Origin of the sequence: Acinetobacter calcoaceticus (assembly GCF_016508255.1) — a bacterium.
Lineage (GTDB): Bacteria > Pseudomonadota > Gammaproteobacteria > Pseudomonadales > Moraxellaceae > Acinetobacter > Acinetobacter calcoaceticus_E.
Genome location: NZ_JADVKT010000003.1, coordinates 1 through 16,255, shown reverse-complemented (window position 1 = coordinate 16,255; position 16,255 = coordinate 1). Strand labels below are relative to the sequence as shown.

Below are 16,255 nucleotides of genomic sequence, written 5' to 3'. Positions count from 1 at the left end.
TTAATTTATCATTTATTTTTAAATAACTGTTTTAAATAAAATTATATATTAACCAACTATTTTAATTGGTTTTTATTCCAACCTTATTAATCAAGATTATTTTTATATTACCAACTATTTTAATATACTTTCTAATTCTGAGTATTTTAATATAATTTATTTTAAATATACCTTTAATTTAGCTAATAAAAAACCTTCTTAATGTTGATCCAAAAATCATTATTAAGAAGGTTTTTTATTCAATATTTTATAACACCATTGCTGCGATCCAACCAAAAATTAATAGCGGGATATTAAAATGAATGAATGTAGGAATAACTGTATCCCAAATATGATCATGTTGCCCATCTACACCCAAACCAGCCGTTGGTCCTAACGTTGAATCAGAGGCTGGTGAACCAGCATCACCTAAGGCTGCTGCTGTCCCAATAAGGGCAATGGTCGCTAGAGGTGAGAATCCGAACTGTACACATAAAGGTACATAAATAACGGCTAATACAGGAACACTAGAGAAGGATGAACCAATACCAATCGTGACAAATAAACCAATACAAAGCATTAAGAAAGCTGCTAATGCACGGTTATCCCCAATAATCTCTACTACGCCTTTGACTAACTGGTTGATGTCGCCCGTATGCGTCATAACTGAGGCAAAACCAGCAGCGGAAATCATGATAAAACCCACTAATGCCATCATCCGCATGCCTTGCACGAAGACGTCATCTGCCTCTTGCCACTTAAAAATTCCGGCAGTAGATAGAACAGCAAAACCGACTAAACCACCCAAAATCATTGAACCTGAATAGAGCTGTGCAACGAGTGTTAGACCAATTGCAAGCAATGCCATATAGATCGTTTTCTTTGCAATCACGGGCGCTTGCTCTGCCTCATGCTTTAACTCTTCTGCATCTGCTTTTAAGTCAGCTGTTTCAACTTGAGTCGTTGCACGAAGAGGTTTATCTAAATCAATTGTTGTAGTTGGTGTAATCGCACGATCGGCATAGATTCTTGGTTTACGATAGCTAATAAATACAGCGACTAATGTGCCTAAAACCATTCCTAGAACTGGAATTGCCATGCCAATTGACATCATGCCACGCTCTACATGCAAGCCATACGCCGCACCAACCTTGTTGATATTTCCCATCAAAATTTGTTCAAGAAAAATTGCGCCAAATCCAACCGGAAGAAAAATATAAGTTCCGACTAAACCTAGAGTAAGCACACAGGCTGCTGCTCTGCGGTCTAACCTTAAATGGTTCATTACCCGTAATAATGGCGGAACGAGTACAGGAATAAAGGCAATATGAACTGGAATAAGGTTCTGAGAGAAAATAGCAGCAATCAGTAAAATACCTAACAGTAGATATTTCACTTTAGTTTCGCGGCTTTTTCCAGCTTCCATTCCCAACAAACCAATAAGTTTATGGGCAAGTAAATCAGGTAAACCAGATTTTGAAAGTGCCAGAGCGAAAGCCCCTAGCACTGCATAGGCAAGTGCAACTTCAGCACCATCACCAAGACCAGCATTAAAGGCGTCAACAGTTTGAGAAAGGCTTAAACCTGCTACGAGGCCGCCTACAATGGCAGAAACCACTAAAGTCAGTACGACAGAAACGCGTGCCAGTGATAATAAAAACATCACTGCAATCGCAATAACGACAGCATTCATGAATAAATTCAGAGCAAAACAAAAGGCGACATTCTATCAGATTCATATCTATGAAGCCGAAAATGTCACCGAATTAACAGTTTTGTGCTGTCACTTATAACCAATTAGGTTTGGGCATTAATAAACTGACGAATATGACTTGCAACCTGCTCTGCTTTACTGAGAATCGCCCAGTGATTTGCTTCAAGTTCCACATATTCAAACTTTTCTACCCATTTTGGCATTGCTTCAGTAATATATTCCGGACTTACAAAAGCATCATATTTTAAAATAATCGCTTTGACAGGACACTGCGCATAACGTTGACGTGGACTTGTTAAACGAGGAATGAAATTTGCCCGATATAAATTAATGCCATATTTACCATCTGCATTAATATTATTATTTAAAGGTAAATTACTTTGTCTTTCCAACTGAGTGAGTATTTTTCCCCATTTTTCAGGACTAAAAAGAGACCATACGGTTGGGGCAAGTATTGGAAGATGAAAAGCACCGATATACCACGACTTAGTTAAAATTTTTAAAACGTGGCTGGGCGCAGATTTAAATTTATCGCGTAGGAATAAAGCTGCGTGGTCAAGACATGGGCCTGAAATTGTTGTGTATGACAATAAGCGACCTTTGAGTTTTGGCTCCGTTGCCGACTCCCAAGACTGAATTGATCCCCAATCATGGGCAGCCATATGGAATTGGCGATTTGGTAATAGTTGATCAACAACTTCTTGTAAATCTAAAGATAAACGCTCTAAACGATAATCGCGTATTCGTTTTGGTATAGATGATAAACCCGCTCCACGTACATCATACGTGACAATGTAAAAGTCATTAATCAAATATTCAATGACCGATTCCCATACTTCTTGATTGTCTGGATAACCATGTACCAAGACCAACGGTGTATTTTTTTCATCGCCCCATGTTTTAACACAAAGCGTTTGCTGATCACTTGTTGTTACTGTATGAACTTTTGGCTGCATAATCATTTCCTATTTTGTTTTTCAATTGATCATGTCGTTAGTCGGATAGAGCATTGCCATCAATATAAAAAAGATGATACTTATCTAGTATGAATACTGTTTCAATAAAAAAAATTGACTATTATGGCTATTTTAAAACGACTTCAGAACAATCCTACGATTTCAAAGTTTCTATTTAATCACTATCCTCCTTATCGAGGCGCAGGGATTTATATTGAAATCATGAATTTAGAACTTTGCCATGTCCGCGTAAAGATGCCTTTGACTTGGAAAAACCAAAATTTAGTCGGAACACATTTTGGTGGAAGTCTTTATTCAATGGTTGACCCATTTTATATGATGATTCTTATGCATCATCTCGGATCAAAATATATTGTTTGGGATAAATCTGCCGAAATTAATTTTCTTTCCCCAGGTCGAAACACTGTACATGCAGATATTCGAGTCGACTTAGCTGAAATTGAGCAAATTCGTGAACTTGCCGAAAATTACGCCCCTGTTCTAAGAACTTATCATTTAAATATTTTTGATGAGTCTGGAATAAGAATTGCAGAAGTACAAAAAACGCTTTATATCAGACGTAAAAAGGCTAAGCCCTTCCACCAATAAAATAAGCGCAGAAACGCGCTTATTTTATGAAATCTATGGATTTTATCTTTTCTCTTCAATAGCGGCGCCAGCACCACCACCTAGTGCACCACCAATCGCAGCGCCTGAGTCGCCACCAATGAGTGCTTTACCTATAACAGAACCGAGACCAGCACCAATCGCGCTCTTGGTTGTTGTTTGCTTACTACCACCTTGAGTATTAGAACCGACTCCCGCACCGACAGCCGCACCTAAACCTGCCCCAACGCCACCACCAACGTGGTTACCTAAGCCACCACCTAATGCTCCACCTGCTGCAGCCGCACCAATCCGTTGTTCAGATGGGCTCATACTTTGACAGCCTGTGAACATAAGTGTAGACAACATTAAAGCAGACACCAATCCAATTGTTTTTTTCATAACCGTACTCACTACTATTTGTTCTAATAAAAATCATAATCCTCTTTTATGAGAAATTTGATCATATTCTGTTAACACAATGTCCTAATAGATTAATGTTTTGTAAAGAACCTCTATTTATTTTTATATATTCAATGTAAGGCTATAAAAATAAATAAAAAAAGGCACCCTTAGGTGCCTTTTTTAGTGCCAATCTAAACTTAGAATTGTTCTGAGTTTAATGCTTGGCTGAATGCTTGGTCTACTTCGCTGAAGTCATTGTGAAGCTCATGTTCAGCAGCTTCAGCTTCTTGACGACGACGTTCTAGGTGATATGCAAGACCAGTACCAGCTGGAATTAAGCGACCCACTACAACGTTTTCTTTCAAGCCACGTAAATCATCTTCTTTACCTGTTACAGCCGCTTCAGTTAACACACGAGTTGTTTCCTGGAACGATGCAGCAGAGATGAACGAGTCTGTAGAAAGCGATGCTTTAGTAATACCCATCAATTGACGTTCAAACTTCGCAGGGAACTTGTTCTGAGCCAAGACAGCTTGGTTCTCTTGAACAACGCGGATGTAATCCACTTGCTCACCTTTAATGAAGCTTGTATCGCCGCCATCAGTGATATCAACTTTACGCAACATTTGACGTACGATAACTTCAATATGTTTGTCGTTGATTTTTACACCTTGGAGACGGTATACGTCTTGAACTTCGTTTACGATGTAGTTAGTTAATGCAACTTCACCTTTCAAACGTAAGATGTCATGCGGGTTTTGTGGACCATCAGAAACAGTTTCACCACGGTTCACATGCTCGCCTTCGAACACGTTGATTTGACGCCATTTTGGAATCAACTCTTCGTAGATCTCAGAACCATCATCAGGGCTAATTACCAAACGGTTTTTACCCTTAGTCTCTTTACCGAAGCTTACAACACCTGAAACTTCAGCAAGAATTGCATGTTCTTTCGGCTTACGTGCTTCAAACAAGTCAGCTACACGCGGAAGACCACCGGTAATATCACGAGTACGTGATGTTTCTTGCGGTACACGACCAATAACGTCACCAACACCAATCGTTTCGCCATCGCGAACAGTTACGATTGTGTTTTGTGGCAAGAAGTAGAACTGTTCGCCGCCATCTGTTGTATCCAACACGATTGCAGGACGCAAATCTTTACCAGAAGCAGGACGAGCTGTTACAGGTAAGATTTCAACAGTAGTCATACCAGTTGCATCATCAGTTTTTGATGTTGCAGTTACGCCATCAGCGATTTGGCTGAAACGTGCTTTACCAGCAACTTCTGTTACCAATGGATGTGTATGCGGATCCCAAGTCGCCACAATACCGCCAGCTTCTACAGATTCACCATCTTTCAACAAGATGCTTGCACCGTAAGGAAGTTTATAGCGTTCGCGTTCACGACCTAAATCATCGGCAATACCAATTTCACCTGAACGAGAAACTGAAACCAAGTGACCTTTTGCATGTTGTACAGTTTTCACGTTATGGAAACGTACAGTACCTTTGTTACGTACTTGAACACTGTTTGCAGCAGAAGTTCGGCTCGCAGCACCACCAACGTGGAACGTACGCATCGTTAACTGTGTACCTGGCTCACCAATAGACTGTGCTGCCATTACACCGACTGATTCACCTGGGTTAACCAAGTGACCACGTGCAAGGTCACGGCCATAACAACGAGCACATACACCAAAAGCAGATTCACAAGCAATTACTGAACGTACTTTGACTTCATCCACACCTGCTTCTTCAAGATGAGCTGCGATTTTTTCGTCAATTAACGTACCACGAGGTAATACAACTTCATCATCAGACGCACGACGAACATCTTCAGCCGTTACACGACCCAATACGCGATCACGTAATGGTTCGATAACATCACCACCTTGAATGAACGGAGTCATTACAAGACCACCCGCTGTACCACAGTCAGGCTCGGTAATTACCAAATCTTGCGCTACGTCTACAAGACGACGTGTCAAGTAACCAGAGTTCGCAGTTTTTAATGCTGTATCGGCCAAACCTTTACGCGCACCGTGTGTTGAAATGAAGTACTGAAGTACTGTCAAACCTTCACGGAAGTTCGCTTTAATCGGAGTTTCGATAATCGAACCGTCCGGTTTTGCCATCAAACCACGCATACCAGCAAGCTGACGAATCTGTGCCGCACTACCACGGGCACCAGAGTCAGACATCATATAGATGCTGTTGAATGATTTCTGCTTCTCGTCTTCACCTTGTTTGTTTTTCACAACGGTATAAGACAAGTTATCCATCATTGCTTTAGCAACTTGGTCGTTTGTACGCGCCCAAATATCGACAACTTTGTTATAACGCTCACCAGCAGTTACGAAACCTTGTTCGAACTGTTGTTCGATTTCACGAACTTCTGTTTCTGCTTTATCAATAATTGTGTACTTAGTAGGTGGAATTAACATGTCTTCCATACCTACAGATACACCTGAACGAGTCGCTTGACGGAAGCCCAAGTACATCAATTGGTCAGCAAAGATAACTGTATCTTTCAAACCAAGTTTACGGTAACAAGAGTTGATTAACTTCGAGATATTCTTTTTAGTCATCTCAAGGTTGATCATGTCAAAGCTTAAGCCTTGTGGAACAACTTCCCAAAGCAAACAGCGACCAGGTGTCGTCTCAACAATAATAGTTCCGTGTTCACGTTCACCATCTTCATTGATAACAGTTTGATGCACACGTACTTTAACACGAGCATGGATCGCAACCTGACCAGTTGCAAGTGCACGGTTTACTTCGTGAGTATCAGCAAACACCATGCCTTCGCCTTTAGCATTTACTGCATCACGTGTGATGTAGTAAAGACCCAAGACAACGTCCTGAGAAGGAACGATGATCGGCTCACCATTTGCTGGTGACAAGATGTTGTTTGTTGACATCATCAATGCACGAGCTTCTAACTGTGCTTCAAGTGTCAATGGAACGTGTACCGCCATTTGGTCACCGTCGAAGTCGGCGTTAAACGCAGCACAAACGAGTGGGTGAAGACGGATTGCCTTACCTTCAATAAGAATAGGTTCAAATGCTTGAAGACCTAAACGGTGAAGTGTTGGCGCACGGTTCAACATAACTGGATGTTGACGAATTACAGAAGCAAGAACGTCCCAAACTTCTGGAGTCTCACGCTCAACCATTTTCTTCGCAGCTTTAATGGTTGTTGCCTGACCTGAAGCTTGTAGTTTCGCGAAAATGAATGGCTTGAATAATTCAAGTGCCATTTTCTTCGGAAGACCACATTGGTGAAGGCGTAAAGTAGGACCTACAGTAATTACCGAACGACCAGAATAGTCAACACGCTTACCAAGTAAGTTCTGACGGAAACGACCTTGTTTACCTTTGATCATGTCTGCCAAAGATTTTAATGGACGTTTGTTAGAACCAGTAATTGCACGACCACGACGACCGTTATCAAGCAATGCATCTACAGACTCTTGTAACATACGTTTTTCGTTACGTACGATAATGTCTGGTGCTGCAAGATCAAGAAGACGCTTCAAACGGTTGTTACGGTTAATGACACGACGATATAAATCGTTCAAGTCAGAAGTCGCGAAACGACCACCTTCAAGTGGAACTAATGGACGTAAATCAGGTGGAAGTACAGGAAGTACATTCATCACCATCCATTCTGGCTTGTTGTTTGAATCGTTGAATGCTTCCATCAATTTCAAGCGCTTAGACGCTTTTTTCAACTTCGTTTCAGAAGTTGTTTGAGGGATTTCTTCACGTAAACGTGCGATTTCAGCTTCAAGATCGATATCTTTTAACAAGTCCTGAATCGCTTCTGCACCCATTTTCGCAGTGAATTCATCACCGTGCTCTTCAAGTGCATTGAAGTATTCTTCGTCTGTTAAAAGTTGATACTTTTCAAACGGAGTCATACCAGGATCAGTTACAACATATGATTCGAAATACAATACGCGTTCGATATCACGAAGCGTCATATCAAGTAATAAACCGATACGAGATGGTAACGATTTTAAGAACCAGATATGTGCAACTGGAGAAGCGAGTTCAATGTGACCCATACGTTCACGACGAACTTTCGCTGTAGTTACTTCAACGCCACATTTTTCACAAATGACGCCTTTGTATTTCATACGCTTGTATTTACCACACAAGCATTCGTAATCTTTTACTGGACCAAAAATTTTGGCACAGAACAAACCGTCACGTTCTGGTTTAAAAGTACGGTAGTTAATTGTCTCAGGTTTTTTAACTTCACCATGAGACCATGACTTAATCATTTCTGGTGACGCAAGACCAATACGGATACGGTCAAACTCAATTGGTGCATGACCATCTGAGTCCGTTTTCTTACGCATGATATCGAGCAAGTCTTTCAATTTTTTTCTCCGTGTGTCGGGAAGCAACGCTTACCCGACTGGGTCACAAATATTGTTTTTTCCTAAAAAATCGTGAGTCTTACGACTTAGTCACCATTTTTCAGTTCAATGTTGATACCTAAAGAACGGATCTCTTTGGTCAATACGTTGAACGATTCAGGCATACCCGGATCCATATAATGGTTACCATCTACAATATTCTTATAGATGCGTGTACGACCTTCAACGTCATCCGACTTAACAGTTAACATCTCTTGAAGAGTATATGCTGCACCGTAAGCTTCAAGTGCCCAGACCTCCATCTCACCGAAACGCTGACCACCGAACTGTGCTTTACCACCAAGCGGTTGTTGTGTAACAAGTGAGTAAGAACCAGTTGAACGCGCATGCATTTTGTCATCAACCAAGTGGTTCAATTTGAGCATGTACATGTAACCTACAGTTACAGGACGATCAAACTGTTCACCCGTACGACCATCAAACAATACTGTTTGACCAGTACGTGAAATGTCAGCTAATTCAAGTAAGTCTTTAATTTGGCTTTCTTCAGCACCATCAAATACAGGAGTAGCTAAAGGCACACCAGCACGTAAGTTGCCAGAAAGAGCTAAAACTTCAGCATCAGTTAAGCTATCAAGATCTTCTTGCTCGCCACCAACTTTGTTATAAATCTTGTCTAAGAATTCGCGAAGTTCTAAAACTGTACGCTGTTCTTTCAACATTTTTTCGATTTTATCGCCAAGCCCTTTAGCCGCCATACCTAAGTGAGTCTCAAGAATCTGACCCACGTTCATACGAGATGGTACACCCAATGGGTTCAATACGATATCTACCGGTACACCGTTAGCATCGTGTGGCATGTCTTCAACAGGTAAAATGTTAGATACAACACCTTTGTTACCGTGACGACCAGCCATTTTATCACCAGGCTGAATGCGACGTTTAACTGCTAGGTAAACTTTAACAACTTTCAGAACACCTGTTGTTAACTCATCACCAGTCGAAAGCTTACGTTTCTTCTCTGCAAACTTCTCATCAATTTCTGCGCTCTTCTCTTTCAAGAACACTTGAATTTGAGATAAACGTTCAGCAATTGCTTCGTCTGTAGGTTGGATTTCAAGTAAGTCAACAAGTTCTAAACCAGACAGCATATCTTCAACGAGCTTGTCGCCACGTTTAGTTGAACCACCACCGTTAGACTCTTGGCCTTTAAGCAAACGAATTACACGTTCACGAGCTGCTTCTTCAAAGATCTTGTATTCTTCTTTCAAGTCTTTACGGTAAGAGTCAAGCTGTGCTTTTTCAATTGCCAACGCACGGTCATCTTTCTCTAAGCCATCACGAGTGAAGACTTGAACATCGATAACTGTACCTTTAGTACCAGATGGAACACGTAAAGATGAGTCTTTAACGTCAGCTGCTTTCTCACCGAAGATTGCACGAAGCAATTTTTCTTCAGGAGTTAACTGAGTTTCACCTTTAGGCGTTACTTTACCAACAAGGATGTCACCAGCAGTAACTTCAGCACCGATATAAACGATACCCGATTCATCAAGTTTAGAAAGTGCAGCTTCACCTACGTTAGGGATATCGGCAGTAATTTCTTCTGCACCTAACTTAGTATCACGTGCTACACATGATAATTCTTGAATATGAATAGAAGTTAAACGGTCTTCTTGAAGTACACGCTCAGATAACAAGATCGAGTCTTCGTAGTTGTAACCATTCCACGTCATGAACGCTACACGCATGTTTTGACCAAGCGCAAGCTCACCCATATCTGTTGACGGACCGTCTGCCAAGATATCACCGCGAGCAACTTTGTCGCCCAAATTCACGATAATATTTTGGTTGATACAAGTGTTTTGGTTAGAACGTGTATATTTAATGAGGTTGTAAATATCTACACCAGCCTCACCTGCAATCATTTCATCTTCGTTTACACGAATAACGATACGAGAAGCATCTACATATTCAATCGCACCACCACGGTTTGCGATCACACATACACCCGAGTCACGTGCAACGTTCGCTTCCATACCTGTACCTACAAGCGGTTTATCCGCACGTAGAGTAGGAACCGCCTGACGTTGCATGTTTGAACCCATCAATGCACGGTTTGCGTCATCGTGTTCAAGGAACGGAATAAGCGATGCAGCTACAGATACAACCTGCTGTGCAGATACATCCATATGCGTCACTTTTTCAGGTGGGATACGTACAAATTCACCTTGATGACGAACAGAAACAAACTCTTCTGTTAAGTTACCATCTTTATCTATCGCAGAATCGGCCTGTGCAATAACAGTACCCACTTCTTCAATAGCAGAAAGGTATTCAACAGCATCAGTTACTCGGCCATCTACCACTTTACGGTAAGGTGTTTCCAAGAAACCAAAATCATTTGCTTTTGCATAAACAGAAAGCGAGTTGATCAAACCAATGTTTGGACCTTCCGGCGTTTCAATTGGACATACACGACCATAGTGAGTTTGATGTACGTCACGTACTTCAAAGCCCGCACGTTCACGCGTTAAACCACCAGGTCCAAGCGCTGAAACACGACGTTTATGTGTAATCTCAGATAATGGGTTGTTTTGATCCATAAACTGAGACAATTGGCTTGAACCAAAGAATTCTTTGATTGCAGCTGCAACTGGTTTTGCGTTGATTAGATCTTGCGGAGATAAATTATCTGTTTCTGCTTGACTTAAACGCTCTTTAACAGCACGTTCAACACGAACCAAACCAACACGGAATTGGTTTTCAGTCATTTCACCAACAGAACGTACACGACGGTTACCCAAGTGATCGATATCATCGACTTCACCTTTACCGTTACGGATTTCAACTAATGTACGTAATACATCGATGATATCTTCGTGCGATAAAATACCTTCTACTTCACGTGACTTCTGATCAGTACCAACTTCGTATGGGCGACCCAAACGACGGTTAAACTTCATACGACCTACTGGAGATAAGTCATAACGTTCAGAAGAGAAGAATAAGTTATTAAATAAGTTTTCAGCAGCTTCTTTTGTTGGTGGCTCGCCTGGACGCATTACTTTATAGATTTCAACTAATGCTTCTTCACGACCAGATGTTGTGTCAGCACGTAATGAGTCAGCAACAAATGAACCACGGTCAATATCGTTCGTAAACAAGATATTGAACTGTTTAACACCGCCTTCTGCAAGTTTCACCATAACTTCATGGCTTAACAATGTATTTGCAGGAATCACATCACCATTACGTAAAGTAATATCTTCGGCAGTGATACGCTCGTACAGGTACTCATCAGGAACTGATAGCTTAGCTAAACCAGAAGCTTCCATTTGACGTACGTGACGTGCATTAATACGTTTACCTTGCTCAACAATGATTTTACCGTCATTATCTGCAATATCAAATTGCGCCATTTCGCCACGCAGACGATCTGGAACAAGGTCAATTTGATAGCTACCCATATCAAGATATACAGGTACTTTTTCATAGAACAAATTCAAGATTTGTTCATTGTTGTAACCCAATGCACGCAATACAACAGTTGCTAATAATTTACGACGACGGTCAATACGCACATAAACTAAATCTTTTGCATCAAATTCGAAATCTAACCATGAACCACGGTAAGGAATAATACGTGCAGAATAAAGTACTTTACCACTTGAATGTGTTTTGCCTTTATCGTGATCAAAGAATACACCAGGTGAACGGTGTAATTGAGATACGATTACACGCTCAGTACCATTGATCACAAAGGTACCATTGTCTGTCATGAGTGGCATTTCACCCATGTAGACTTCTTGTTCACGTACGTCTTTAATAGATTTAGTTTCGCGATCTTTAATAATCAAACGAATTTTTACGCGCATTGGTGCCGCATAAGTCGAACCACGTAAAATACATTCACGCACATCAAACTCAGGCTTACCAAGGCTATACTCAACAAATTCTAAAGCAGCATTGCCAGAATAACTTTCTATAGGAAAAACTGAACGAAATGCGGCTTGGAGACCGATATCTTCGCGGTTTTTTGGAGATTTGCCACCTTGCAAGAACGTTCTATACGAATCGACCTGAATCGAAAGTAAGTACGGTGCTTCCATTACTTGGGGCAATTTACCAAAATTCTTACGGATCCGTTTCTTTTCGGTATATGAGTATGCCATCTGGAGTCCTCGGAAAGTAAACCAAGCCCGCCTGCAGAACGGGCTCAGAAGGAATTACACAGGCCGATATGGCCACCACTGTTTACAAATGCTGCAATTTTTAGTGGTATTAAAACGCTTAACAATATTTTTTAAAAAGAAAAATATTGGTAAGCATTTGAAATTACTTTGATTATTCTGAAAAATAACAGTTATTGTACAGAACAAACAAAAATCGAGCCGATTATTGTAACGCAAAAAGGCTGATGACCCAAGAGCCATCAGCCATTTTATGGAGCCGATTTAAAAACCGACTCCTTTTACAATTACTTAAGTGTAACTGTAGCACCAGCTTCTTCAAGTTTCTTCTTAAGTTCTTCGCCTTCTTCTTTAGAAATGCCTTCTTTAAGAACTTGTGGAGCACCTTCAACTAGGTCTTTAGCTTCTTTAAGACCAAGGCCAGTTGCTTCACGAACTGCTTTAATTACAGCTACTTTGTTAGCACCAAAAGAAGTCAACTCAACGTTGAATTCAGTTTGTTCTTCAGCAGCAGCAGCGCCTGCAGCAGGAGCAGCTACAGCTACAGCAGCAGCAGATACGTTGAATTTCTCTTCAAAAGCAGAAATAAGTTCAACAAGTTCAAGAACAGTTTTTTCAGCAACTGCGTTTAGGATTTCTTCGTTTGTTAAAGCCATGAGATTAACTCCAAATGGGTATTGAATGGTGTGGAAGTAGATTTAAGCTTAAGCAGCTTCTGACTCGTTTTTCTCTTGAAGCGCTGTAAGTAAGCGACCCAATTTCGAAATAGGAGCTTGAAGAACAGATGCGAGCATAGTAAGCGCTTTTTCTTGGTTTGGAAGGTTTGCGATAACGCTAACTTCAGCACCTTGATAAAGTTTGCCGTCAAATGCAGCAGCTTTTAATTCAAATGCTTTGTTAGTTTTAGCAAATTCTTCAAACAAGCGTGCAGCTGCACCCATATCGTCTTCAGAAGTTGAGAATGCTAAGATTGTTGGGCCAACAAGGTTGTCATTCAAGATTGCAAATTGCGTATCTTGAAGAGCACGTTTAGCCAAAGTGTTACGCACAACGCGTGTAGCAACACCTAGTTTACGAGCTTCAACACGAAGAGTAGTTAATTGCTCAACGGTTAAACCTTGATAGTCAGCAACAACGGCAGCGAACGCTGTAGAAGCAGTTTGAGCCACTTCAGCAACGATCTGTTTTTTGCTTTCAATAAGAAGAGCCATTGTAAAACCTCCTAACGGTGATTTATGTACTCAAAAAAGTACACTCCCAATTCGCAAGTCAACAAGGATTTGACTTGCACGCGGAGGAGGAATAAATCACACCACCGCGTCTACGCAGGCTGGGCTATTAAGAAGATATTCAAAAGAAGTCTCTTCGCCTGTGGTCTTTGACGCTGATAAATTTACATTTATCAATTCAAAGTCCGCCTGATGAGTGAGGAAACAAAGCATTACTTTGAATGAGTGTAAAAAATCTATGATTCTTTACACCCTGCCCTCAATCAGGACTTTAAAATTCTTGACCAAGTTTTAAACTTAGTTAGAAACGTTGCTTACATCAACAGTAAGACCAGGACCCATAGTTGAGCTCAAAGTGATCTTTTTGATGTATACACCTTTAGAAGTTGCAGGTTTTAACTTTTTCAAGTCAGCAACTAAGGTTTCAACGTTTTGACGGATAGCAGCAGCATCAAAGCCTAACTGACCGATCGCAGCATGGATAATACCCGCTTTGTCTACACGGTAACGAGCCTGACCAGATTTAGCGTTTTTAACAGCATTCGCTACATCAGGAGTTACAGTACCAACTTTAGGGTTTGGCATTAAACCACGTGGACCAAGAATTGTACCGAGCTTACCAACAACGCGCATAGCGTCAGGAGCAGCGATTACAACATCAAAGTTAAGGTTTCCACCTTGGATGCTTTCAGCAAGGTCATCAAAACCTACGATGTCTGCACCAGCTTCTTTAGCAGCTTCTGCTTGCGCGCCTTGAGCAAATACCGCTACACGTACAGTTTTACCAGTACCAGCAGGTAATGTAGTCGCACCACGAACAACCTGGTCAGATTTACGTGGGTCAACACCAAGATTTACAGCTACATCTAAAGATTCTTTGAACTTCGCAGCAGGTAAGCTGTTAAGAACTTGTACCGCTTCTTCCAAAGTGTAAACTTTGTTTGCTTCAACAGCAGCAGCAATGGCTTTTTGACGTTTAGTTAACTTTGCCATGTCTTATAGCTCCACTTCCAAGCCCATAGAACGCGCAGAACCAGCAATGGTACGTACACGTGCGTCTAAATCAGCACCAGTTAAATCCGGTTCTTTAGTAGTCGCAATTTCTTCTAACTGAGCACGAGTCAACTTACCAACTTTAGTTTTGTTTGGTACAGCTGAACCCTTTTGGATACCAGCAGCTTTCTTAAGAAGAATAGACGCTGGTGGAGTTTTCATGATGAATGTGAACGACTTATCGTTGTACACAGTAATCACTACAGGAATTGGAAGACCTGGTTCAACTTTTTGTGTAGCAGCATTGAATTCTTTACAGAATGCCATGATGTTTACACCACGTTGACCTAATGCAGGACCAATTGGTGGAGATGGATTTGCTTTACCAGCTGGAACTTGCAGCTTGATATAGCCGTCAATCTTCTTAGCCATTTTAAAATACCTCTGGGTACGAACGCCGCTAGGCTCCCCAATCTTTACGCAACACTACTGTTACAACAACAATGCCCGATAAAATCGGGCGCTTTTCAACCAATTAAGATTAAATCGTTTTTTCGACTTGGCGAAATTCGAGTTCAACCTGAGTTGGTCGATTAAATACGTTAATTGTCAACGTTAAACGTGACTTCTCGTATTGAACTTCTTCCACCACACCTTTAAAGTCTGTGAATGGACCGTCAATAACAAGTAATTCTTCACCAGGCTCAAACATCGTCTTAGGACGTGGTGCTTCACCTGTATTACGTACACGCGCAAGAATCGCATCTGCTTCACGCTGAGTGATTGGTGCTGGCTTCTCAGGTGTACCACCGATAAAACCTAGAACCTTTGGACATTCTTTAACGATATGCCAAGTATCATCATTCATTTCCATTTCGACTAACACATAGCCTGGAAAAAATTTGCGCTCAGATTTACGTTTCTTACCATCCTTCATTTCTACCACTTCTTCGGTAGGAACAAGGACATCACCAAAGCTATCAGCAACAGCGCTACGCTGGATTCGTTCTGTAAGTGAACGCAACACTTGTTTTTCATAGCCAGAGTAGGCATGAATAATGTACCAACGTTTCATAGCTCTTTTACCCGATAATCAACTTAATTAACCAACCCAAACCATAGTCAAAGCACCATAAAACCAATGATGCAACAACTACAACCAATAGAACCTGCCACGACGTAGTGACTGTTTCTTGTTTTGTTGGCCAAGTTACTCGACGCAATTCGACTCGTGCATCTTTTAGCAAACGAACGAAGCCTTTACCTTGATGGGTGGCGTATAATAAACCCAAAGCAACAACGATACAAGCAAAAATTGCCCCAACGCGCACCCAAATATTGTTTGCAGGCGCCCAATACGCTGGTAAATGTTGATTCGCCGTAATAGCTAAAACCAATAATGCAATTGCAATCACCCATAGAACAATATCTAGAGGCGAACCAGAACGAACAACTTCAGCAGAATTATTTCTTTGGGGAATTGGCGCGTCGCTCAATGCGTCACGCGATTTATCATTCGACATTTTTGTACTCGTCGTAGAACTCGCGACTTATTATATGAACAACTAAGCCAGCATCAAGCTTTTTATTTCAAAATATGGCAGGCCAGGAGGGACTCGAACCCCCAACATTCGGTTTTGGAGACCGACGCTCTACCAATTGAACTACTGACCTATAATGCAGGTTGAGAGCCAAAGCCCTCAACCTGAGACGTAATTCGTCACTATATTATGCTTATGCAGTTACTTTCGCAACAACACCAGCACCTACAGTACGACCACCTTCACGA

At 41.2% G+C, this 16,255-nt stretch carries 12 protein-coding genes and 1 tRNA gene; 1 reads left to right on the top strand and 12 read right to left on the bottom strand.

Annotated features, from left to right (window positions below):
* Positions 1-247: 247 nt before the first annotated feature.
* Positions 248-1,672 (bottom strand): Na+/H+ antiporter family protein, encoded by a 1,425-nt coding sequence (locus I5515_RS07710; RefSeq protein WP_199965535.1) that lies wholly within the window; start codon positions 1,670-1,672, stop codon positions 248-250.
* A gap of 104 nt (positions 1,673-1,776) precedes the next feature.
* Complete coding sequence (locus I5515_RS07705; protein WP_199965534.1) at positions 1,777-2,655, bottom strand: alpha/beta fold hydrolase; 879 nt, start codon at positions 2,653-2,655, stop codon at positions 1,777-1,779.
* Between the two features lie 117 nt (positions 2,656-2,772).
* On the opposite strand from I5515_RS07705, the gene I5515_RS07700 reads away from it, so the two are divergent.
* Positions 2,773-3,258, top strand: coding sequence for a DUF4442 domain-containing protein (locus tag I5515_RS07700; protein ID WP_199965533.1), 486 nt, complete (start codon positions 2,773-2,775; stop codon positions 3,256-3,258).
* A 42-nt stretch (positions 3,259-3,300) separates the two neighbouring features.
* Here I5515_RS07700 and I5515_RS07695 read toward each other — a convergent pair whose 3' ends face one another.
* The 10 genes from I5515_RS07695 to I5515_RS07650 all read right to left on the bottom strand — a co-directional run bounded on the left by I5515_RS07695 (position 3,301) and on the right by I5515_RS07650 (position 16,140).
* Positions 3,301-3,657 carry a DNA transfer protein p32 gene (locus I5515_RS07695; protein WP_199965532.1) on the bottom strand — a complete coding sequence of 119 codons (357 nt, stop codon included), beginning with the start codon at positions 3,655-3,657 and terminating at the stop codon, positions 3,301-3,303.
* A 200-nt stretch (positions 3,658-3,857) separates the two neighbouring features.
* A complete protein-coding gene (gene rpoC, locus I5515_RS07690; protein ID WP_199965531.1) occupies positions 3,858-8,051 on the bottom strand; it encodes a DNA-directed RNA polymerase subunit beta' in 4,194 nt (1,397 codons plus the stop codon).
* Between the two features lie 86 nt (positions 8,052-8,137).
* Entirely contained in the window at positions 8,138-12,226 is a 4,089-nt protein-coding gene (gene rpoB / locus I5515_RS07685; RefSeq protein ID WP_199965530.1) for a DNA-directed RNA polymerase subunit beta, read from the bottom strand.
* A gap of 305 nt (positions 12,227-12,531) precedes the next feature.
* Positions 12,532-12,900 carry a 50S ribosomal protein L7/L12 gene (gene rplL, locus I5515_RS07680; protein ID WP_009393209.1) on the bottom strand — a complete coding sequence of 123 codons (369 nt, stop codon included), beginning with the start codon at positions 12,898-12,900 and terminating at the stop codon, positions 12,532-12,534.
* Positions 12,901-12,948: 48 nt separating this feature from the next.
* Positions 12,949-13,455, bottom strand: a complete 507-nt coding sequence (rplJ, locus tag I5515_RS07675) for a 50S ribosomal protein L10 (protein ID WP_016139479.1) — start codon at positions 13,453-13,455, stop codon at positions 12,949-12,951.
* Positions 13,456-13,770: 315 nt separating this feature from the next.
* A complete protein-coding gene (gene rplA / locus I5515_RS07670; protein ID WP_003654501.1) occupies positions 13,771-14,466 on the bottom strand; it encodes a 50S ribosomal protein L1 in 696 nt (231 codons plus the stop codon).
* 3 nt (positions 14,467-14,469) lie between these two features.
* Positions 14,470-14,898, bottom strand: coding sequence for a 50S ribosomal protein L11 (gene rplK / locus I5515_RS07665; protein WP_195768848.1), 429 nt, complete (start codon positions 14,896-14,898; stop codon positions 14,470-14,472).
* 109 nt (positions 14,899-15,007) lie between these two features.
* Entirely contained in the window at positions 15,008-15,541 is a 534-nt protein-coding gene (nusG, locus tag I5515_RS07660; protein WP_003654499.1) for a transcription termination/antitermination protein NusG, read from the bottom strand.
* A gap of 7 nt (positions 15,542-15,548) precedes the next feature.
* Entirely contained in the window at positions 15,549-15,989 is a 441-nt protein-coding gene (gene secE / locus I5515_RS07655; RefSeq protein ID WP_199965529.1) for a preprotein translocase subunit SecE, read from the bottom strand.
* A gap of 75 nt (positions 15,990-16,064) precedes the next feature.
* Positions 16,065-16,140: transfer RNA gene (locus I5515_RS07650), tRNA-Trp, on the bottom strand.
* Positions 16,141-16,255: the final 115 nt, after the last annotated feature.

What these genes read in the sequence shown, in the direction of transcription:
- secE (WP_199965529.1), bottom strand. Translation starts at nt 15,989, where the DNA reads ATGTCGAATGATAAATCGCGTGACGCATTGAGCGACGCGCCAATTCCC.
- rplA (WP_003654501.1), bottom strand. Translation starts at nt 14,466, where the DNA reads ATGGCAAAGTTAACTAAACGTCAAAAAGCCATTGCTGCTGCTGTTGAA.
- nusG (WP_003654499.1), bottom strand. Translation starts at nt 15,541, where the DNA reads ATGAAACGTTGGTACATTATTCATGCCTACTCTGGCTATGAAAAACAA.
- rplK (WP_195768848.1), bottom strand. Translation starts at nt 14,898, where the DNA reads ATGGCTAAGAAGATTGACGGCTATATCAAGCTGCAAGTTCCAGCTGGT.
- I5515_RS07710 (WP_199965535.1), bottom strand. Translation starts at nt 1,672, where the DNA reads ATGAATGCTGTCGTTATTGCGATTGCAGTGATGTTTTTATTATCACTG.
- rplL (WP_009393209.1), bottom strand. Translation starts at nt 12,900, where the DNA reads ATGGCTTTAACAAACGAAGAAATCCTAAACGCAGTTGCTGAAAAAACT.
- I5515_RS07705 (WP_199965534.1), bottom strand. Translation starts at nt 2,655, where the DNA reads ATGATTATGCAGCCAAAAGTTCATACAGTAACAACAAGTGATCAGCAA.
- rpoB (WP_199965530.1), bottom strand. Translation starts at nt 12,226, where the DNA reads ATGGCATACTCATATACCGAAAAGAAACGGATCCGTAAGAATTTTGGT.
- I5515_RS07695 (WP_199965532.1), bottom strand. Translation starts at nt 3,657, where the DNA reads ATGAAAAAAACAATTGGATTGGTGTCTGCTTTAATGTTGTCTACACTT.
- rplJ (WP_016139479.1), bottom strand. Translation starts at nt 13,455, where the DNA reads ATGGCTCTTCTTATTGAAAGCAAAAAACAGATCGTTGCTGAAGTGGCT.
- I5515_RS07700 (WP_199965533.1), top strand. Translation starts at nt 2,773, where the DNA reads ATGGCTATTTTAAAACGACTTCAGAACAATCCTACGATTTCAAAGTTT.